General features: G+C 36.9%; 22 protein-coding genes and 1 pseudogene. 20 read left to right on the forward strand and 3 right to left on the reverse strand.

Going from position 1 to position 21,363, the window contains the following annotated elements:
* From K0R93_RS19180 to K0R93_RS03105, 5 genes and pseudogenes are all read left to right on the forward strand, one after another.
* A partial coding sequence (locus tag K0R93_RS19180) for an alpha/beta-type small acid-soluble spore protein (protein ID WP_300297884.1) occupies positions 1-117 on the forward strand: 117 nt, incomplete at its 5' end.
* Positions 118-281: 164 nt separating this feature from the next.
* Positions 282-484 (forward strand): annotated as a pseudogene (locus tag K0R93_RS19185) (small, acid-soluble spore protein, alpha/beta type).
* Positions 485-788: 304 nt separating this feature from the next.
* Positions 789-1,346 (forward strand): 16S rRNA (guanine(966)-N(2))-methyltransferase RsmD, encoded by a 558-nt coding sequence (rsmD, locus tag K0R93_RS03095; RefSeq protein WP_300297407.1) that lies wholly within the window; start codon positions 789-791, stop codon positions 1,344-1,346.
* The gene (coaD, locus tag K0R93_RS03100) at positions 1,346-1,825 is read left to right on the forward strand and encodes a pantetheine-phosphate adenylyltransferase (protein ID WP_300297411.1); all 480 of its coding nucleotides are present in this window, start codon (positions 1,346-1,348) and stop codon (positions 1,823-1,825) included. The genes rsmD and coaD overlap by 1 nt, the downstream gene beginning before the upstream one ends.
* A gap of 21 nt (positions 1,826-1,846) precedes the next feature.
* Positions 1,847-2,296 carry an ATPase gene (locus K0R93_RS03105; protein ID WP_300297414.1) on the forward strand — a complete coding sequence of 150 codons (450 nt, stop codon included), beginning with the start codon at positions 1,847-1,849 and terminating at the stop codon, positions 2,294-2,296.
* A 123-nt stretch (positions 2,297-2,419) separates the two neighbouring features.
* Here the strand turns inward: K0R93_RS03105 and ylbJ are convergent, their stop codons facing one another.
* The gene (gene ylbJ, locus K0R93_RS03110) at positions 2,420-3,718 is read right to left on the reverse strand and encodes a sporulation integral membrane protein YlbJ (protein ID WP_300297416.1); all 1,299 of its coding nucleotides are present in this window, start codon (positions 3,716-3,718) and stop codon (positions 2,420-2,422) included.
* A 315-nt stretch (positions 3,719-4,033) separates the two neighbouring features.
* On the opposite strand from ylbJ, the gene K0R93_RS03115 reads away from it, so the two are divergent.
* Complete coding sequence (locus K0R93_RS03115; protein ID WP_300297419.1) at positions 4,034-4,402, forward strand: VOC family protein; 369 nt, start codon at positions 4,034-4,036, stop codon at positions 4,400-4,402.
* Between the two features lie 53 nt (positions 4,403-4,455).
* Here the strand turns inward: K0R93_RS03115 and K0R93_RS03120 are convergent, their stop codons facing one another.
* Entirely contained in the window at positions 4,456-4,989 is a 534-nt protein-coding gene (locus K0R93_RS03120; RefSeq protein WP_300297422.1) for a GNAT family N-acetyltransferase, read from the reverse strand.
* A 157-nt stretch (positions 4,990-5,146) separates the two neighbouring features.
* Entirely contained in the window at positions 5,147-6,385 is a 1,239-nt protein-coding gene (locus K0R93_RS03125; protein WP_300297425.1) for a nucleotidyltransferase, read from the reverse strand.
* 219 nt (positions 6,386-6,604) lie between these two features.
* Between K0R93_RS03125 and K0R93_RS03130 the strand changes: the two genes are divergently transcribed.
* The 14 genes from K0R93_RS03130 to smc all read left to right on the forward strand — a co-directional run bounded on the left by K0R93_RS03130 (position 6,605) and on the right by smc (position 21,352).
* On the forward strand, positions 6,605-7,798 hold the full coding sequence (locus tag K0R93_RS03130) for an acetate/propionate family kinase (protein WP_300297427.1): 1,194 nt from the start codon (positions 6,605-6,607) through the stop codon (positions 7,796-7,798).
* 161 nt (positions 7,799-7,959) lie between these two features.
* Positions 7,960-8,466: a YceD family protein gene (locus K0R93_RS03135; RefSeq protein WP_300297430.1), complete on the forward strand. Its 507-nt coding sequence runs from the start codon at positions 7,960-7,962 to the stop codon at positions 8,464-8,466.
* Positions 8,467-8,479: 13 nt separating this feature from the next.
* Positions 8,480-8,659 (forward strand): 50S ribosomal protein L32, encoded by a 180-nt coding sequence (gene rpmF / locus K0R93_RS03140; RefSeq protein ID WP_184312325.1) that lies wholly within the window; start codon positions 8,480-8,482, stop codon positions 8,657-8,659.
* A 166-nt stretch (positions 8,660-8,825) separates the two neighbouring features.
* On the forward strand, positions 8,826-9,401 hold the full coding sequence (fapR, locus tag K0R93_RS03145) for a transcription factor FapR (protein WP_300297447.1): 576 nt from the start codon (positions 8,826-8,828) through the stop codon (positions 9,399-9,401).
* A 2-nt stretch (positions 9,402-9,403) separates the two neighbouring features.
* Complete coding sequence (gene plsX / locus K0R93_RS03150; RefSeq protein ID WP_300297449.1) at positions 9,404-10,414, forward strand: phosphate acyltransferase PlsX; 1,011 nt, start codon at positions 9,404-9,406, stop codon at positions 10,412-10,414.
* Positions 10,404-11,402, forward strand: coding sequence for a beta-ketoacyl-ACP synthase III (locus K0R93_RS03155; protein ID WP_300297451.1), 999 nt, complete (start codon positions 10,404-10,406; stop codon positions 11,400-11,402). Before plsX ends, K0R93_RS03155 begins: the two co-directional genes overlap by 11 nt.
* Before the next feature lie 18 nt (positions 11,403-11,420).
* The gene (fabK, locus tag K0R93_RS03160; protein WP_300297453.1) at positions 11,421-12,365 is read left to right on the forward strand and encodes an enoyl-[acyl-carrier-protein] reductase FabK; all 945 of its coding nucleotides are present in this window, start codon (positions 11,421-11,423) and stop codon (positions 12,363-12,365) included.
* Positions 12,366-12,377: 12 nt separating this feature from the next.
* Positions 12,378-13,328 carry an ACP S-malonyltransferase gene (fabD, locus tag K0R93_RS03165; RefSeq protein ID WP_300297455.1) on the forward strand — a complete coding sequence of 317 codons (951 nt, stop codon included), beginning with the start codon at positions 12,378-12,380 and terminating at the stop codon, positions 13,326-13,328.
* An 11-nt stretch (positions 13,329-13,339) separates the two neighbouring features.
* Positions 13,340-14,083, forward strand: a complete 744-nt coding sequence (fabG, locus tag K0R93_RS03170; protein ID WP_300297457.1) for a 3-oxoacyl-[acyl-carrier-protein] reductase — start codon at positions 13,340-13,342, stop codon at positions 14,081-14,083.
* A 34-nt stretch (positions 14,084-14,117) separates the two neighbouring features.
* Positions 14,118-14,348 (forward strand): acyl carrier protein, encoded by a 231-nt coding sequence (acpP, locus tag K0R93_RS03175; RefSeq protein WP_300297459.1) that lies wholly within the window; start codon positions 14,118-14,120, stop codon positions 14,346-14,348.
* 112 nt (positions 14,349-14,460) lie between these two features.
* Positions 14,461-15,699 (forward strand): beta-ketoacyl-ACP synthase II, encoded by a 1,239-nt coding sequence (gene fabF, locus K0R93_RS03180; RefSeq protein WP_300297461.1) that lies wholly within the window; start codon positions 14,461-14,463, stop codon positions 15,697-15,699.
* 117 nt (positions 15,700-15,816) lie between these two features.
* Positions 15,817-16,524, forward strand: a complete 708-nt coding sequence (rnc, locus tag K0R93_RS03185) for a ribonuclease III (protein ID WP_300297463.1) — start codon at positions 15,817-15,819, stop codon at positions 16,522-16,524.
* Positions 16,525-16,528: 4 nt separating this feature from the next.
* Entirely contained in the window at positions 16,529-17,557 is a 1,029-nt protein-coding gene (locus tag K0R93_RS03190; RefSeq protein WP_300297465.1) for an elongator complex protein 3, read from the forward strand.
* A 222-nt stretch (positions 17,558-17,779) separates the two neighbouring features.
* Positions 17,780-21,352, forward strand: a complete 3,573-nt coding sequence (gene smc / locus K0R93_RS03195) for a chromosome segregation protein SMC (RefSeq protein ID WP_300297467.1) — start codon at positions 17,780-17,782, stop codon at positions 21,350-21,352.
* The last annotated feature ends 11 nt before the right edge of the window (positions 21,353-21,363 follow it).

Below are 21,363 nucleotides of genomic sequence, written 5' to 3' on the forward strand. Positions count from 1 at the left end.
AGCAACTATCAATCAGTGGATAAGGGAAATTTAACAGCTAGACAAAATGGTTATGTAGGTGGATACATGACTAAGAGATTAGTTGAGATGGCTGAAAGACAAATGTCAGGAAAATAAGAATCATATAAAAAAGAAAGATCTCTGAGGTCTTTCTTTTTTATATGTTGCGAAAGAGTGTACATTTTTCGTTGAATTTGTTAGCAGAACATGAAAAAATTGCTAGAGTAAAAACCTTCATATGGGTTAAATTAATAGTACAAACAACAGGAGGTGAAGACGAGATGTCAAGAAACACAAATCAAAAGGTAGTTCCAGAAGCTAAAGCTGCATTAGATTCTATGAAACTTGAAATCGCTGGTGAACTAGGATTAAGCAACAATCAGTGGATAAGGGAAATTTAACAGCTAGACAAAATGGTTATGTAGGTGGATACATGACTAAGAGATTAGTTGAGATGGCTGAAAGATCAATGGCAGGTAGATAATAATTCTATCTATCCAAATAAAAAAGGCACAATTTATGTGCCTTTTTTATTTGGATAGATAATTTAAGTCGAGTTTTAAAAAGATGATGATCAAAAGGACAAAATAAAATACTGGTGAAACATCACCAGTATTGGGAGAGGAGAAATGAAGGAAGAGCTATAAGGGGAATTATATTTAATGTGCTTGTATATAATATGTGCATATAGTCAATTTTTATACAATAAAACCGTCGAAACGTGTAATATTCTTTTGTTTATATTTTACATATATGCTAAAATATTTATTGAAGGGAGAGGAATATTCTTGAGAGTAATTGCTGGTAAATTAAGAGGTAGAAAAATAAAAGCTCCTGATGGTATGCATACAAGACCTACGACAGATCGTGTAAAAGAGTCGATTTTTAGTATGATATATCCTTACATTATAGATAGCACAGTATTAGATTTATTTGCTGGATCAGGGAGCCTAGGTATTGAGGCCCTGAGCAGAGGGGCAGAAAAAGCCTACTTTGTAGATAATAACAAGCAAAGCCTAAGTATTGTAAAAGAGAATTTAATAAATTTAGGACTTTTGGATCAAAGTATCGTTTTATTAGCTGAAGCAATGAAAGCTTTAAAAGATATTTCGTTAAAGGACCAAATATTTGATATAATATTTTTAGATCCACCATACATGAAAGGCTTTATCATTCCATGTATAGAGACAATCAAAGAGAATGGACTACTGAATATCGATGGGATCATTGTCATCGAGCATAATGTTGAGGATGTTTTGCCAGCTGAAGTAGGTGACTTAATAAAGATAAAGGATAGAAGATATGGAGATACCAATATTTCCATCTATTCAAGGGAGGTATTATGATGAGAATAGCAGTATACCCAGGCAGCTTTGACCCAGTAACAAACGGACATCTCGATATTATTAAGAGATCCTCTAGGCTTTTTGATAAAGTTATTGTTGCAGTACTACATAATGCAAGCAAAACACCGCTTTTTACCGTTGAAGAAAAGATGGACTTGCTTTCTCAGGTTACGAGCGACATACCTAACGTTGAGATAGATAGTTTTTCTGGTCTGCTAGCTGATTATGTCATGGAAAATAAAATCAGCAGCATTGTAAAGGGACTTAGAGCTGTTTCAGATTTTGAATATGAATTACAAATGGCTTTGATGAACAGAAAACTAAACCCGGATGTTGAAACGATATTTATGATGACCAGTGGGGAGTATTCTTATTTGAGCTCTAGTATTGTGAAGGAAGTATTTAAGTTTAATGGTTGTATAAAAGGTTTAGTGCCAGATGAGGTAATTGATGCGATGAAGAAAAAGGTATCGCTATAACTTAATAAAGGGGGGACATCTATGAATGTATTGAGATTACTGGATGAATTAGAGGATATTGTCGAGAACAGCTCTACAATACCCTTTGCTGGAAAGGCTTTAGTAGATCGAGGAGAAATATTGGATATCATCAAAGAAATCAGAATTCAACTTCCTGATGAAGTGAAGCAAGCCCAGTGGATTAAAGAAGAAAGACAAAGAATTCTTGTTGATGCTCAACAGGAAGCAGAGTCAATTATGAAAGATGCACGAACCCATATTGAAGAAATGGTAGAAAAAGACGAGATTACAAGGTTGGCTCAAAAAAGAGCTGAAGAAATCATCGAGCAAGGACAAGCCCATGCAAAGGAAATCAGAATTGGTGCTAGACAGTATGCTGATGATCTGTTGGCAGGCATTGAGGAAAGACTTGATCAACTAGGAAATACCGTTAAACAAAATCGAAAAGAATTGAAAGGAATGAAGGGGTAACCCTTCATTTTTTGTATTATGAAAAACAGGAGTACAGAGGGCGTATTCCATGCTCCGGCAAGAGGGAACTCTGGCTGCTCTGCAGCTGTCGAAATGAACCAGCTATTGCTGAGGAAGGTATTGCTAGACGCGATTTTTGCTAGGAAAGATACAAATGAACTTGTTAAAAATACTTGAGAAAACAATAGATGCTACTAAGAATGTAATACTAATAACAGTAAACATCTGAACGGAGAAAAAAGCTTTGTTAAACCAAGTTTCTGCGAGACCATATGATTGCGTTGAATTGATGACGGGTGTCGCTATATTACTTGATGCAAGCTTATATACAGGAACCAAAAAAAGTGCAAAGATCCCTGCGAAAATAGAATGTAGCAGCTTAGAACCAATGTATACTGATATATTTAGGTCTGTATCTTGTATCATGCTTGCGGCTTGCGCGATGATGGAAAGACCACTCCAGGAGATAATCATCGTTGCAATGATTGCTTGTTGTATAAAAGAAATACTTTGTACTTCAGAAATTAACTTGCATCCTACAGTAATTTCAAATATCCCGCTAACGATGCCATTTTGTATTTCTTGATTTAATCCCAGCCATTTCCAAAGAGGCAATAATAAGCCAGATAAAAAGAAAATAATTTTTGATAGGATGAGAATCTTGATAATTACAGAAAACAATATGATAAATCCACCCACTAGAAGAATTGTTTCAATGGACTCTTTTACAGATTCGCCTAGAACCTTACCGAAAGGTTGCTTTGAATAGCTCTTACTATCAAGAAGATCCTTAAGGGCAGAAAGAACACCAGGTTGTTTTTTATGGACAGGATAAACCTTATCTGTCGGTTTTCTTTTATAGAATCTAAAAATTATTCCTGTGGCGATTGCACCGAGATAATGGGAAAAGGCGATGATCGTACCCAGGTGCATGCTTTGAAACATTCCAATAGCAACTGCTCCTATCATGAAGAGAGGACCAGAAGTGCTGGAAAATGACATAACTCGTTGTCCTTCCTCTCTAGTAAAAACGCCATCCTTTCTTAGCTTTGAAACAAGCTTTACGCCCACTGGATATCCAGATGTAAGACTCATAGCAAAGACGAAAGACCCTTCCCCCGGAACGTTAAATACGGAGCGGATAAGAGGCTGCAAAATTGTACCAATAAAGCGTACAACGCCTAAGCGAATTAGAAGTTCTGCTCCGATAAAAAAGGGAAGCAGGGAGGGTAAGACAATGTTAAACCACATGTCTACACCATTTTGGGCTGCTTGAACAGCCTCTTTGGGATAGGCTATGAGGCAGATAACAAAAAAAATAGTAAATAAGATCAGCAATAATCTTGAAATAAATGAAGAATAGCTGCTGAATATATATTTAAAAAACAAAACTGTACAGATAAGCAATAGTATAATCGTCATGGCACCCTCCAAAGCATTGTTACATATATGATATATATATGGGAGTTAACTCTATTTATTACTAAGTATAGCGTTGTAATTATGGCAATAGCGTACCCATCAGATTTTGGGATGTTTTAGCACGATTATTCAGTAAGGTGTATTCATACATAATAGAACCTCCTCTGGTAAAGTTGATTTATTTAAGTATATTTTTCAGATGCTAAAGAAATGAGTATTTTCATGATAGGGAAGCAATAGATTTTAAATACGATAATAATTTGGTATGATATGATTAGAACGGAATATATAATAAAACTTTAGGAGGTATGGAAAATGAAGTTTACTTTTGCCCACAACAATCTTAATGTGCTTGACCTAGAAAAGAGCATATCCTTTTATAAGGATGCCCTTGGTTTAGTGGAGACGAGAAGAAAAGAAGCCTCTGATGGAAGCTTTATTCTTGTATTTTTAGGAGATGAAGTTACGCCCCATAAGCTAGAGCTTACATGGCTTCGTGACCGGCATGAACCCTATGCTCTTGGTGATAACGAGATTCATATTGCATTTATGACGAATGAATTTGATGAAGCCCATAAATTACATAAAGAAATGGGATGCATATGCTATGAAAATCAGCAGATGGGCATCTATTTTATAGAGGATCCAGATGGTTATTGGATTGAAATTGTGCCTAAGAGATAGATAAAAGAATAAAGACCCAGGAATAGACGCCTGGGTCTTTAAGATGAATCTATTTATTGAGCATCATCTAAATCAAACTGCATAATATAGCGATCATGACCTTTTCCATATTCATCTTTGCTTTCTTTTACGATATCAAAGCCAATTTTATCTTTATAAAGATGAATAGCAGGCATATTTTCTACATCAACTGTGAGGCTCATTCTTTTGAATCCCTGCTCCAGTAAGTTTTCACAAATCGCAGTTAAAAAGTGATGACCTAATCCATTGCCTTGATACTCTTCTGCAATGGCATAATCAAAAAGATAGGCTTTATCAGGATCTTCCCAATCACGCATCAGAATCGCTAATCCAATAATGCGTTTCTTATCTTCCTCCTTAAGAATGAAAACATTGCCATGTCTAATCTGCGGTACAAGACCCCATTCATCCATACCCAACTCTCCAAATATATTTAATCCAAAATCAACCATTCGCTTTAATAGGCTTAGATTGTAATCCTGAACTAAATACACTTTGAGATGATCGACACCTTCAAGATCTCTAACAACTTTTTGAGGTAAATTTTTAATTTCTTCTAAATGCACCAAACCACACTCCTTATGTTTTTTTATTTATCATGCATCTAATATCATATCACATTCAAATGGTTTTTGCAAAAATATCCAGTTTGTATATTTGTAAACCAGGTTTTATTTCCACAAAAAAGACAGAAAAGGAGGGAAGTCTATCGGGCTTCTAGTATTATTTTAAAATGAATGGTTTTTTATAATAGTCCCATCCACCTATACGATTTGAGGGATTGCCGTAGGCGAGACTATAAATATTGGTTGCTTGAATATCAAAGGACAGCATTTGCTTAGCTGTTTCTGATGATAAAGATTCTCTATTTATATTGGTAAGTATGGGTATAGCAGAATGTTTCTTTAAGTGCTTTAGCAGTGAAGAACCATTTTTCGAAAACGCCAACACCCTAGCGTATTGAGCCCCGCCGCTTTCATTGAAAGAAGATAGATGACATTTATTAAGACCAACTAACCCATGAATGAATATTCTTTGTAGTCTAGTCATTGTATATCGTTTTGTTTTTACTGCATTTAGAAGTTCTGTATGAGAAATAGCTTTCATACTCATTTCTTTTAGCCTGTTCTCTAATCCTTCATTCACATCGAGAATATTGGCGAGTGCATCTAAAGAAGCCGTTCGTAAATAGTAAAGTATTAACTGATTAAAATCAGAATTGAAAATGGGACCGTAACCTAAATCAAAACTGCTCATAAGGGTTTCCAGACTAGCAGAAGGTATTACTTTAGATAAACTATCAACATCCCTTTGGGATTTGTAAAGATGCTCTCGAATCGCTGTAGCACTACAAATATTTCCTTCTATTTCTGTAGAGTGATAGTCCGCTTTGATACGTTTAATGGTGAGGGGACGAATCGTGCTGCCTAGCTTTAATAGCGCCTTAACATATTCAATACCGAGAATATTATTAGGGGATTGAAGTAAATAGACAAGTTCATGGTCATCAAAGTATTGGATAAGGGCCTTTGACCTAGCGAGAGGATAAGGCAATCCTTCGGCTAAATAGGATTTAAGCATCGTTCGATAAGATTCTGGTTCTTGGAGAAGGGTTTTTGAAATTTTAATCAGGTTTTCTAAAGCGCCATCCTCACTTCCAAAGCAGAGAGAATCAACCACTTTTAATTGGTGAAGCATCGATACAGCACCATAGGCAAACAGTTCAGCCGTATTACATGCGTAGACAAAAGGAAGCTCTAGGACCAAGTCCACACCCTCTTTTACAGCCATTTCAGCTCTATGCCATTTGTCTGTTATGGCAGGCTCACCCCGTTGAAGAAAATTACCGCTCATAACAGCGATGGTATGGGTCGCACCGCTTACTTTTTTTGCTTCTTCGAGATGATATTTATGACCATTATGGAAAGGATTATATTCTGTAATTAAACCAAGTATTTTCATGGATATTTCCTCCTACAAACGATTGGTGTGGATTAAAAGTACAAGCTATTTATAATATTATAGAATTTTGACAATAATATCAAAGAAATATTTATTACTTCATCTCGATAAAACTTGCAAAAATCCGAAATTCTTTTATAATATAAAGGGGAAATAAAAGGTAATCAGCTTTTTTTATAGAAACTATTTGATATTAAATTATTTAGGAGGTTAACAGAAATGAATGTATTAGTAATTAATTGTGGCAGCTCATCTTTAAAGTATCAGTTAATCAACATGGCTGATGAAAGTGTATTAGCAAAAGGCTTGGTTGAAAGAATTGGCATCGAAGGGTCTATTCTTAAACATGAGATTGAGGGAAAAGACAAAGTTGTTATTGAACAGCCTATGGAAAATCATAAAGTAGCGTTAACTTTAGTTCTCGGCGCTCTTGTGGATAAGGATCATGGTGCCATCAACGATATGAGCGAAATTTCTGCAGTAGGCCATCGTGTTGTTCATGGCGGCGAAAAATTCAGTGGATCTGTAGTAATAAACGATGAAGTAATCAATGCCCTTGAAGAATGTATTGAATTAGCACCATTACATAATCCGCCAAACCTAATGGGTATCGCTGCATGCAGAGAATTAATGCCAAGTGTTCCGATGGTAGGTGTATTCGATACTGCTTTCCACCAAACAATGCCAAAATCTTCTTATATTTACCCACTTCCATATGAATTATATGAAAAATATGGCATCAGAAGATATGGCTTCCATGGTACAAGCCATAGATACGTATCTGAAAGAGCAGCTGATATGTTAGGCAAAGATATCAAGGATTTAAAAATTGTTACCTGTCATCTTGGAAATGGAGCAAGTTTGGCTGCAATTGATGGTGGAAAATCAGTTGATACAAGTATGGGCTTTACACCATTAGAGGGTCTTGCCATGGGTACACGTTCTGGTGACCTTGACCCTGCCATCGTAACATTTATAATGGAAAAAGAAAAGTTAGATATTGAAGGCATTAACAACCTCTTGAATAAAAAGTCAGGTGTATTAGGTATCTCAGGAGTAAGCAGTGACTTTAGAGATATTGAAAATGCAGCTAAAGAAGGAAATGAAAGAGCACAATTGGCCCTCGACAAGTTCAATATCAGAGTAAAAAAATACATCGCAGCTTATGCAGCTGTAATGGGTGGCGTTGATGCAGTTGTATTTACAGCAGGATTAGGAGAAAATTCTGCATCCAATAGAGAAGATATTTGTACAGGCCTCGAATTTATTGGGATTAATATCGATCCGGTAAAGAATAATGTAAGAGGTAAAGAAGTGATTGTAAGTACTGATGATTCAAAGGTTAAGATCCTAGTGGTTCCAACCAATGAAGAGTTAGTAATCGCAAGAGATACATTGGAATTAGTGAAGTAGATATAGGAGGTAGGATGGGGGTCCTACCTTTTATAGATAGTTTAAGAAATATAAGGACAAGGGTTTATAGATAATAAATTCGCAGGTATCAAGTAATTTAGCTTGACAAATACATGCGCCATTTGTATAATAAAATCTGTCGATATAATGAGGTGAAATAATTGAAGATCAATATTAAAGAAGTAATCTCAGGACAAAAAAGCAGTATAAATTTTGAAACCATTGAACAAGTAACTGATACCCATAGTTTTGGGGATGAGGTTACACTTATTACACCCATTACATTGAAAGCAGAAGTTATAAAGATTGATCATAAACTTTTCATTAACGGCAGCGTTGAGGGAATCGCCGAATTTACTTGTGCTAGATGTCTGAAGAGATTTCAGAAGGAAATTAAGGAAAAAGTTTATGGCCAATTAATTATGGATGAGGATGAAGAAGAGGAAATGGATGAGTTTTATCAGATCGAAGAAGACACGATTGATACGTCCGAAATCATGCATGATGTTTTGGTTACATCATTTCCAATGAAAATTCTCTGTGATGATAATTGTAAAGGTTTATGTTCAGTCTGTGGCAAAGATCTCAGTGTTGACGAATGCAACTGTAATATAGAAGAGATTGATCCTAGACTTGCTAAATTAAAGGATTTGTTACAACAAGATTAAGGAGGTGGAAATAATGGCAGTACCTAAGCGTAAGATATCTAAGGCTAGAAGAGATAGTAGAAGAGCAGCAAATATTAAAATGACAGCCCCTAATATCATAGAGTGTCCACAGTGTCATGAACCAAAGTTACCACATAGAGTATGTAAAGCGTGTGGATTCTATCATGACAAAGAAGTAGTAAAGGTTCAGTAATTTAGAATAGTAATGATGATTTCATCATTACTATTTTTTATTTGGGCAAAAATATTAGAAATGTCTAAGGAATTTCATTCATAAAAATGTTGATTATGGGATATAAATAATATATACTTAATATTAGTATCAGGTACTAAATACTAGTACTAAAGAGGTGAGTATGTTGTCAGACAAAAAAGGAAGAAAGCAAATAAGACAGACAAAATTGCTTGAAAAGATAGAAATAGAGCCATTTGTTACAGATGAAGAGCTTTGTGATACCTTTGGGGTAAGTATTCAAACCATACGATTAGATCGATTAGAATTAGGAATACCAGAGCTTAGGGAGAGAATCAAGCAGGTTGCAGCTAAAAACTATCGAAAGGTTAAGACCCTAGGGAAAGCAGAAATCGTTGGGGAACTGATTGATATAAATTTAAATGAAGATGGAATATCAATACTTGAAACAACAGAAGATATGGCATTTAGAAAAACGAAAATTGTTCGGGGACATCATATTTTTGCAATGGCAGAGTCTTTGGCAATGGCAGTTATTGATGCGGACGTAGCATTAAGTGGTGTAGCAAATATGAAGTACCGTGTACCAGTTTTTGCTGGGGATAAGCTGGTGGCTAAGGCAGAAGTAGCTCGTATTCGAGGGAACAAATATTTTGTGCATGTAAAAATATCTGTGAATCAAGAACAGGTTTTCAGGGGGAAATTCATTCTGGTTTCAATCTGGGAGGAAGAGGAGGAATAGATATGCGGATTGCTGTGGATGGTATGGGCGGAGATCATGCCCCAAGAGAGATTGTGAAAGGCTGTGTAGAGGCCTTAAATGATTCAGAAGTTGAAATCATTCTGGTTGGCAATCAAGATCAATTAGAAGAAGAACTGAAAAAATATACATTCGATTTAGCAAGATTACATATTCAACATACTTCGGAAATTATTACTAATGATGATAAACCTGTCCAAGCCATAAGAAGTAAAAAAGACTCATCCTTGGTTGTAGGATTAAATATGGTGAAGGAAGGGACTGCGGATGCATTTGTATCTGCTGGGAATACTGGAGCTATATTGGCGGGAAGTATATTTAGAGTAGGCCGGATTAAAGGGATTGATCGACCTGCGATAGCTGCCGTTTATCCAACCCATAAAGGAATTTCTCTTCTTGTAGATGCTGGAGCAAATGCAGAATGCAAGGCAAGAAATTTGCTGGAATTTGGTGTGATGGGATCTATTTACGCAGAAAGGGTATTCGGAAAACCAAAGCCCTCCATTGGACTGGTAAACATTGGGTCTGAAGAAGGAAAAGGTACAGACTTAATTCGAGATGCCCATAGTCTATATCAGAAACTAAATCTCAACTATGTAGGAAACGCAGAAGCTAGAGATCTTCCAAAAGGAATTGTGGATGTCATAGTCTGTGATGGATTTATTGGGAATGTTATCTTAAAACTTACGGAAGGCGTTGCCATGACAATGTTCTCAATGCTAAAGGAAAAGTTCACAGAAAATATATTTAACAAATTGGGTGCAGCAATTTTAAAACCATCTTTGAGAGAATTTAAGAAAACTTTGGATTATACAGAGTATGGTGGTGCACCGTTGCTTGGTGTTAATGGAGCTGTCATTAAAGCCCATGGAAGCTCTAATGCAAAGGCCATTAAAAATGCTATTAAGCAAGCAAAAATTTTTGCTGAACAAGAGGTTGTAGGAATGATTTCCAATGAAATTGAAAAAATAGGAGATGGAGAAAATGTCAAATAAGCTCAATGCAGTGGGAATTTTAGGGATTGGCAGTTATTTACCAGAAAAGATATTAACCAATCAAGAAATTGAAAAAATAGTAGATACTACGAATGAATGGATTGTTACGAGGACAGGTATTGGTGCAAGACATATTGCTGATGAAAATATGGCTGCATCGGATTTGGCAACGGAGGCTGCAAAGAAAGCTTTAAAGGATGCGAATACGCTTCCAGAAGAGATTGATTTAATCATTGTTGCGACAGTAACGCCGGATATGCATTTTCCGTCAACAGCTTGTATTGTACAAATGAACATTGGGGCTAAGAATGCGGCTGCCTTTGATCTAGGGGCTGGATGTTCTGGATTCATTTATGGACTAACTGTAGCAAAACAATTTATAGAGACTGGTATGTATAAAAAAATATTGGTTATTGGTGCGGAAGCTCTTTCAAAAGTTCTAGATTGGACAGATCGAAATACATGTGTCCTTTTTGGAGATGGTGCAGGTGCAGCTGTTGTGGGCCCGACAGATGAAGGAATGGGTATTTTATCGACATATATGGGTGCTGACGGAGAAGGCGGAAAATTTTTGACAATACCAGGAGGTGGGTCAAGAATACCAGCCACATTAGAATCCGTGAAAAATAAGCTACACACTATAAAAATGGATGGAAGTGAAGTATTTAAGTTTGCAGTTCGTATTATGAATCGAGCTTCCCAGGAAGCCATTGATCGAAGTGGTTACTCATTAGAAGATATTAATTATTTAGTGCCTCATCAGGCCAATATTAGAATCATAGAGGCAGCAGCCAAAAAGCTGAAACTACCTATGGATAAAGTTCATGTAAATTTGAATCGATTTGGAAATATGTCAGCAGCATCTATCCCTGTAGCTCTAGATGAAGCAGTACGTCAGGGGAAAATTAAAAAAGGTGATTTGGTGGTAATGGTAGGGTTTGGTGCAGGACTGACTTGGGGCTCAAGTGTGATCAAATGGAATAAGTAAAGTTTAAGGAGTGGGAATATGATTCAATCAAGGATATGTAGTTTATTAGATATACAATACCCCATCATTCAAGGGGGAATGGCATGGGTGGCTACTGCAGAGTTGGCTGCCGCTGTATCAAATGCAGGTGGACTTGGGATCATCGCTGCTGGTAATGCGCCTGCTGCTATTATCAAAAATGAAATCGAAAAGGTTAAGAAATTGACCACAAAACCTTATGGTGTAAATGTAATGTTGTTGTCTCCGTTTGTAGATGAGATTATGGCGTTGATCGTGGAGGAACGTGTGCCTGTTATTACCACCGGTGCTGGAAACCCAGGAAAATATATGCCTACCTTAAAAGCCATAGGAACAAAAGTCATTCCCGTAGTACCTTCAGTAGCATTGGCCCAGCGAATGGAAAGAATCGGTGCCGATGCTGTCATTGCCGAGGGCACAGAAGCGGGAGGCCATATAGGGGAACTAACTACCATGGTGCTAGTACCTCAAGTCGCTGATGCAGTATCTATCCCAGTAATTGCTGCCGGCGGCATCGCTGATGGCAGAGGGCTGCTGGCAGGACTAGCCTTAGGCGCAGAGGGTATCCAGGTAGGAACAAGATTCATATGTGCAGAAGAATGTATTGCCCATGATCGTTATAAGGATGCGGTTTTAAAGGCTAAGGATCGTGATACCGTTGTTACGGGGAGAAGCACAGGGCATCCAGTGAGAATCGTAAAAAATAAATTATCGAAGGAATTTGAAAAATTAGAGAAATCAGGGGCTAATCCCGAACTATTGGAGAACCTAGGGGCAGGCAGGTTGAGGTTGTCTGTGGTAGAGGGCGATGTAGATCAAGGCTCAGTGATGGCTGGACAAATTGCAGGCCTCGTAAAGGAAATTAAGAGTTGTAAAGAAATTGTTGAAGAGATGGTAGAAGAAGCCAGAAAACAATATGCTGCCATGGCGTCGATAATGAAATAGGGAGTGAAAAGAATGGGTAAAATTGCTTTTGTTTTTCCAGGTCAAGGGGCACAATACGTTGGTATGGGAAAAGATATTGTAGAGAATTATGATGTAGCTAGTAAAATATTTGACTTGGCCAGCAAAGCAGTAGGCTATGATATGAAAAAATTATGTTTTGAAGGACCAGAGGAAGAGCTGAAAAAGACAGAAAATACGCAGCCAGCTATTTTAACCACTTGCATAGCAATGGCAAAACTGTTAGAAGAAAGAGGACTACAGGCCGAGGTGACGGCTGGATTAAGCTTGGGAGAATATGCTTCCTTAGTCATCGCTGGGGTTTTAGGGTTCGAGGATGCTGTTGCGTTGGTCAAAAAAAGAGGTAAGTATATGCAGGAGGCTGTACCTATAGGCAAAGGAACAATGGCTGCCATATTAGGAATGGAACGAGAAGCCTTGGAAAATGCCCTTGAAAAAGCAAAGTCCTACGGTATTGTGGAAGCCGCAAACTTTAATAGTCCTGGACAGATTGTTATTTCAGGAGAGGTAGAAGCTGTAGAAAAAGCCTGTGAATATGCTAAAGAATTGGGCGCCTTAAAAGCAGTAATTCTTCCTGTAAGCGCACCGTTTCACTGTTCTATGCTGGTGCCAGCAGGGGAGAAGCTAGCGAAGGAACTGGATCAGATCAAGATAGGTGAATTTCAAGTTCCGGTAATTGCCAATGCCAACGCTGCTTACTATAATGGACCTTTAGCAGTGAAGGATCTTTTGGTTGAACAGGTAAGCAAGTCTGTCCTTTGGGAAGATACAGTGGAGAAAATGCTTGCAGACGGTGTAGATACTTTTGTAGAAATTGGCCCAGGAAAATCTTTAAGTCAATTTATTAAGAAGATTACAAAGAAATCCAAAAACTCCATAAAAATATTTAATATAGAAGACAAAGAATCGTTAGAAAATGCAATTGAAAGCTTGTTAACGAAATAGGAGGGAAAGAGATGACCTTATTAGGAAAAACAGCTGTGGTCACAGGTGGTTCGAGGGGAATCGGACGGGCTATTGTTTTGAAGTTAGCTGAAATGGGTGCAAATATTGTGGTTAACTATACAAGTTCACCGCAAAAAGCAGAAGAAGTAGTGGCTTTGGTAAAGGAAATGGGTAGAGAAGCTATAGCTATTCAAGCCAATGTTTCTGATAGTGATGCGATTCAAAAAATGATGCAAGAGGTTGAAGAAAAATTTTCAACCATTGATATTTTGATCAATAATGCGGGAATAACAAAGGATACTTTATTGATGAAAATGAAAGATGAAGATTGGGATCAAGTAATGGATATCAATCTAAAGGGCACATTTAATTGTACGAAGGCTGTAACAAGAAAGATGATGAAGCAAAGAAGCGGAAAGATTGTTAACCTTGCATCGGTAGTAGGCGTTATGGGGAATGCAGGTCAGGCTAATTATGCGGCTTCTAAAGCAGGAATCATTGGTTTTACGAAATCTGTTGCAAAAGAATTAGCAACAAGGGGTATCAATGTAAATGCTGTGGCTCCTGGATTTATTCAAACGGAAATGACAGACATACTATCAGACGAAGTGAAAGAAGCGATGATGGCTAATATTCCAATGAAACAATTGGGTACGCCGGAGGATGTGGCAAATGTTATTGCATTCCTATGCTCAGATGATGCTAAATATATTACGGGTCAAGTGCTCCATGTAGATGGTGGAATGGTGATGTAGAGATGGATATGCATGTGGGAGGAGGTGAAAATAAATGGTATTTGATAAGGTAGTTGAAATTATTGCTGAACAATTAGGTCTTGATAGTACTGAGGATATCACAACAGAAACTTCACTGATGAAGGATCTTGAAGCAGATTCTCTTGATGCTGTTGAAATAATCATGGCTCTTGAAGATGAATTCAGTGTGGAAATCCCAGATGAAGATGCTGAAAAGTTCAAAAACATCGGTGATATTGCAAAATACATCGAAGAACATAAATAATACTTATAGGTCCTGACACTAGGTCAGGGCCTAAATTCCTAAAATTGTTGAATGCATTTATTCAATTTTATATAGATACAGCGTTGCTAAACTTTAAGGGGAGGTTTTAACATTGAAAAAAAGAGTTGTAGTAACTGGCATTGGGGCCATTACTCCCATAGGAACTGGTAAAGATACATTCTGGTCAGCTTTAAAGTCAGGAAAAAGTGGTATTGATAAGATTACCAAGTTTGATGCATCAAGCTATGATACTCAGATTGCTGCGGAGGTTAAGGACTTTGATCCTAATGCGTATATAGATAAAAAAGAAGCCAAAAGAATGGATAGATTTACGCAATTTGCTGTAGCCGCTTCAAAATTGGCATTGGAAGATGCTGCCTTAAACATTGAAGAAGTAGATTCCCACCGATTCGGTGTTGTTCTTGGGTCGGGCATTGGGGGGATTGAAACCTTAGAGAAAGAACATGAAAAATTAATGGCGAAAGGTCCAGGCAGGGTAAGTCCTTTCTTTATCCCAATGATGATTTCTAATATCGGCGCGGGCCAGGTATCCATGGCATTCGGGGCAAAAGGACCAAACACGACGGTGGTTACTGCCTGTGCTTCTTCGACGAACTCTATAGGTGAAGCATTTAGGATTATTCAAAGAGGGGATGCCGATATCATGATTACAGGTGGTGCAGAGGCTTCCATTACACCATTGTCTATGGCTGGTTTTTGTTCTATGAAGGCCATGTCTACCCGTAATGATGATCCAACGAAGGCGAGCAGACCTTTTGATAAAGACCGTGATGGATTTGTTATGGGTGAGGGAGCTGGTATACTTATTTTAGAAGAGCTAGACCATGCGATAAAAAGAGGTGCTACTATTTATGGTGAGGTTGCCGGATATGGCATGAGTGCCGACGCATACCATATAACAGCACCTGCTCCTGAGGGCGAAGGGGCTGCAAGATCTATGAAAAATGCATTGAATGATGCTGAGATTTCTCCAGAAGACATTGACTATATTAACGCCCATGGTACATCTACGCCTTACAATGATAAATTTGAAACCATGGCGATCAAGTCTTTGTTTGGAGAGCATGCATATAAACTGGCAGTAAGCTCGACAAAATCAATGACAGGCCATCTTTTAGGTGCTGCTGGTGGAATAGAAGCTATTGCTTGTATCATGGCAATCAATGAGAGTTTTGTTCCTCCTACGATAAATTATACGACACCAGATCCAGAATGTGACTTAGATTATGTACCAAACCATGGCAGGGAAAGAAATGTTAAATATACATTATCAAATTCTTTAGGATTCGGTGGACATAACGCTTCAATTATTATAAAGAAGTATGAATAGAGAGATCATAGAATCTCTCTTTTTTTTACGTAACCTTTTTTAATCACCTTTTAAAATGATAAGAAAAAGTGTACAATAAGTAATAGTGTATAAAACATTCGTTTTTAGGAGGTAGAAATGCATACTAGGAGTCATAGTGATACGTCATTATTAAAAGAATTAGAACTAAAATTAGGTTATAGATTTCATAGCGTAAATCTTTTAAATGAATCCCTCACCCATAGTTCTTATGCCAATGAGAACAAACGGAAGAATTATAAATATAACGAAAGACTAGAATTCTTAGGTGATGCAGTTTTGAGTATAGTAATAAGTGATTATTTATATAATAATTTATCTACACTACAAGAAGGTGAATTAACGAAAATTAGAGCGAGTATCGTGTGCGAACCATCTCTAGCTGCATGTTCTAAGAAGCTGAATATCGGAAGATTTATCCTCCTTGGAAAGGGTGAAGACGTAACTGGGGGTAGAGAGCGGGTCTCCATACTTGCAGATGCGTTTGAAGCCATTATTGGGGCCATATATCTTGATGGAGGCATAGAAAAGGCAAAAGTATTCATCTTAAATAATCTAAAAGAAACAATTGATGATGCGATTCATGGTAGAATACATCAAGATTACAAAACCCATTTACAAGAATTGATTCAAAGTGAGCATACGGAAAAAATTGTCTATGAAGTTATTGCTGAGGAAGGGCCAGACCATGATAAAATCTTTCATGTTCATGTGAAAATTGGTGACAGAGTTGTAGGTATAGGGTCAGGAAAGAGTAAAAAAGAGGCTGAGCAAAATGCAGCAAAGGAAGCGTTGAAAGAGGTTTAGAATCATGAAAAAAAAGCATTATATTATTCCTATTTTTGTTCCACATCATGGCTGTCCCTTTGATTGCATATTCTGTAACCAAAAAAAAATTACTGGTCAAAATAATGGTCTATCTGCAGCAGAAGTTGATGAACGTATCAATCAATTCATTTCAACAATTCCAGAACCCTTATCACAGCATATAGAAATTGCCTTCTTTGGTGGTAGTTTTACAGGAATAGAAATAGGGCATCAGAGAAAGTTGTTATCTACTGCAGCAAAGTGGAAGGAAAAAGGCTATATTCGGGATATAAGAATATCTACAAGACCAGATTATATTGATGAAGAAATTATGAATCTGTTAATTAAATACAGCGTTTCAATCATCGAATTGGGTGTCCAATCCATGGATGATGAGATTTTAATAAAGAGTTGTAGAGGTCATCGTGCAAATGACGTAGTACATGCTGTAAGTTTAATAAGAACCTATGATATTCAATTGGGATTACAGATGATGATTGGATTGCCTGGAGATACAAGGGAGAAAATAGATTATACGGCTGATCACATCATCGCATTAAAGCCAGACTTTGTAAGAATATATCCTACTGTCGTCATTCGTGATACAAGCTTAGAGCAGATGTATTTATCAGGAAGCTATCTTCCCTTTGACTTAGATGAAGCTGTACATATCTGTAAAAATCTGTTGCTGAGATTTAATGACGCCCATATTCCTATTATTAGGTTAGGATTGCAGGTTACTGAAACTGTTGCTATTGGAAAAGAAGTTGTTGCAGGTCCATTTCATCCTGCTTTTAGACAGCTGGTAGAATCAGCGGTATACAAAGATGTATTAGATAGAACTTGTATAAATGAGGAAATACACGATAGAAAGACAATTGAGATACAAGTACATTCACGCTATATTTCAAGTCTTGTTGGACAGAAAAAAAGTAATATAGAATATGTTCGGAACAAATATAACATTGGTTATACGCGTATTTTTCCTAATGATTCTTTAGGCTTTGGAGAGATTAAGATCATCAAGAAATAAGATGATTCTATGATCAGAACAATTTTGTCCATGTGATATAATATATAGCCTGTCCCTAATGGACAGGCTATATATTATATCACAATTCTAGGTGTCAGAATAAATGTAATGCAAGCAGAAGTGATTTAAGGGATTAGAAAGCAGGATGTTGTTCTTATTTTAATATGTCACGATATATGGTAAAATTATTAGCAGTAATTATTTAATAAAGAGGTGTTATGCTTGTACCTAAAAAAATTAGAAATCCATGGATTTAAGTCCTTTGCTGATAGAATTGAAATAGAGTTCGAGAAAGGTGTAACAGGCATTGTTGGACCAAATGGGAGCGGAAAAAGCAATATCAATGATGCGATTCGATGGGTGCTGGGAGAACAGAGTGCAAAAACCTTACGGGGGAGCAAGATGGAAGATATCATTTTCGCAGGCACTACCAACAGGAAACCCTTGGGAATGGCGGAAGTTTCTTTAACCCTTGACAATTCAGAAAAAAAGCTGCCGATTGACTATACAGAGGTAACCGTAACAAGAAGAGTTTATCGATCAGGAGAAAGTGAATACTATTTGAATAAATCTCTTTGCCGATTAAAGGATATAAAAGAAGTATTTATGGATACGGGTGTAGGGATAGATGGATACTCAATTATTGGACAAGGAAAAATTGATGATATTCTAAGCAATAAATCAGAAAATAGAAGGCTCCTCTTTGAAGAAGCAGCAGGGATTGTAAAATATAAGACGCGGAAAGAAGAAGCGGAGAAAAAACTTGAAAATACCAAACAAAATCTTACAAGGTTGGATGATATTATCTGCGAATTAGAATCTAGAATAGAGCCTTTAAGAATACAAAGTGAAAAAGCCAAAAAGTATAAAGCTTATAAAGATGAGCTTTCAGTATTGGAAATTAATATGCTTGTAAAGGAACTAGAAGATATTCGATCAAAGATTGAGACAATGAAGGAACAGGGACAAATAATAACGAATCAATTGACAGGGTATCTTAATGATAAGAAGGATATTGACACAAAATATAAGGGGCTCAAGAGCCAGTTAGAAGAACTGGATCAGTCGATTCAGATGTTGCAAAATAATATTTTTGAAACGATGCATACGATGGATCGAAAAAATGGAGAATTAGAGCTTTGTAAAGAAAAGATTATTCATGGAGAAAGCGATGCATCAAGAATAGATCGAGAAATACATGAAATAGAAAACAACCATGAATCCCTTCTTCAGCAGATAAGCGACAGTGAGGACAGTTTGAAAGAGTTAGAGAATGTTCTAGAGCAGGATCGAGAGACACTTTCAACAAAACTTTTAGCGTTCCAAAATATTACTGCTGCCATAGAAAAGCAGGAAGAGGAAATGGAAAAGTCCAAAGGCAATGTGATTGAGATTCTAAATGAAATTGCATCGAAAAAAAGTGATCTCAATAGTTCCTTAACACTCAATCATAATATCATTAAACGAGAAAATCAAGTTCAGCCAGAAAAAGAAAGTTTAATAATAAAAAAAGAAATCCTCCTCGCTGAGTTGAAGGAAAAAGAAGAACTGCTGACAGCTGTCGTTGATAAACATAAGAAATTAGTACAGGAAAAACATGATTTTCAGATTCAGGGTCAGGAATTAAAGAAAGAATCTGATCGACTTAAAAAAGAACATGATCATATAAAACAAAAAGTACAGCAGTGCTTCACTAGGAAAAATCTTCTGCAAGAGATGCAAAACGAGTATGAGGGATTTCACAAAAGTGTAAAAAACACTTTGCAGGAGACCAAGAAGAATAGTGCATTAGGTGTAGGTATCTATGGTGTAGTTGCAGAATTGGTGAATGTTGAAAAAGAATATGAAATTGCTATAGAGGTAGCGTTAGGCAGCGCGATGCAAAATATTATTTGTCAACGGCCAGAAGATGCAAACCGTGTAATTAACTATTTGAAGAAGCATAACCTCGGAAGGGTAACATTTTTGCCCATTGATACGGTAAAGAACAATGATTATTTCTCAAAGAAGAAAAATGAAATCACACAATTCCTCGGTGTGAAGGGCTATGCCGTTGATCTTGCGGATTTCTCTGAAAAATATAAAGATATATTTCATTATCTGTTGGGAAGAGTAGTTATTGTAGATACCATTGAAAACGGAATTGATTTCTCAAAAAAATGTGAGCAAAAATATAGAATTGTTTCTTTAAGTGGGGATGTAATCAATCCTGGAGGTGCCATCACCGGAGGTAGCTACAGCTCAAAAACCTTGAATCTATTGAGTAGAAAAAGGGAAATTGACGAATTAAACCAAGATCTAATGGTTTTGCAAAAACAATGTGACATTCATGAAAAAGAAATTATGAATGCGGAAGAGGAGATGCAGTTACTCTTGGCTGCAATAGATGGAAAAGACCAAGAGGTTAAGAAGAGTGAGATTGATCAAATAAACTATAACAATATCTTGAACCAATATAAGCGGGAAATCCAAGGTGTTGAAGAAAATATTCACCGTATGAACAATGAACTGGACCAGCTCAATAAGGACCGTATAGAGACAGAAAAAGCAATTGAGAATCAAAGGCTAGAAATTGAAATTTTGGGAAATAAGCAGCTAGAAATTGAAAAATCAGTTTCCAGCAATAAAAATTCCTATGAAGAAGAACGAGTGTTAAAAGATTCATTAAATAACGAAGTTACAAATCTAAAAGTTAGATTGGCTTCCCTAGAGCAAAGAAAGCAGAACCTGGTACTAAATCTTCAAGGACTGTATAGTACGATTAAGGAATTAGAAAAGAATAGACAAGTAAAGGATGCTGAAAAAGAGGGCCTAAGAGAAAACAAAAGCAGATATAGTGAACAGCAAAAGCTTCTGGAACTAGAGATTAAAGATATAGATGTATTGAAGAAGCAATATGAATTCAATTTATCTCAACTCAGGGCAAAGCGCTTAGAAGTGGATAATTCCTTTAAAAATATGGAATATCAGTTAGAAAAAGCAAATGAGACGATCGCTGACTTGCAAGACAGCAATCATAAATTAGAAGTTCGGCTAACGAGGCTGGAAATGCAGCAGGAATCTTTCTGTAATCGATTGTGGGAAGAGTACGAGATAACCTACGGAGAAGCCTTAAAGCAAAAAAGAGAGGATATTAACTTCGTGGAGGCATCAAAACAGATAAAGATTTTAAAAGATAAAATTAGAGAGCTTGGCAGCATTAATTTGAATTCTATCCAAGAATATGAAGAGGTACAAGAGCGATATGATTTTCTATCTGGACAGAAGGATGATTTAATCCAAGCGAAAGACTCATTGCTAAAAGTAATAAAAGAAATGGAAGGCACGATGAAGAGTCAGTTTATCGAGTATTTTTATAGGATTAAAGATAATTTCGACCATGTTTTCAAGAAGCTTTTTGGCGGAGGTCGTGCAGAGTTGAGACTGGAAGATGAGAGCGACATTCTAAATACAGGTATTGAGATTATTGCTCAGCCTCCAGGGAAAAAACTCCAGAATTTATCTTTGTTATCAGGCGGGGAAAGAGCGCTAACCGCTATAGCGTTATTGTTTTCAATCTTAATGGTAAAGCCTACGCCATTTTGCATACTTGATGAGATTGAAGCTGCCTTAGATGAGGCCAATGTATATCGTTATGCTAGTTTCCTTAGAGAATTTTCAAACGATACACAATTTATCGTTGTTACCCATAGGAAGGGAACCATGGAGTCAGTGGATGCCCTTTATGGTGTTACGATGCAGGAACAAGGGATTTCTAAACTGGTTTCAGTAAAACTCACAGAGAAAGCAAGTTAATATGGAGGGGA

The organism is Anaerosolibacter sp., assembly GCF_029240175.1.
Taxonomy (GTDB): Bacteria; Bacillota; Clostridia; order Peptostreptococcales; family Thermotaleaceae; genus Anaerosolibacter.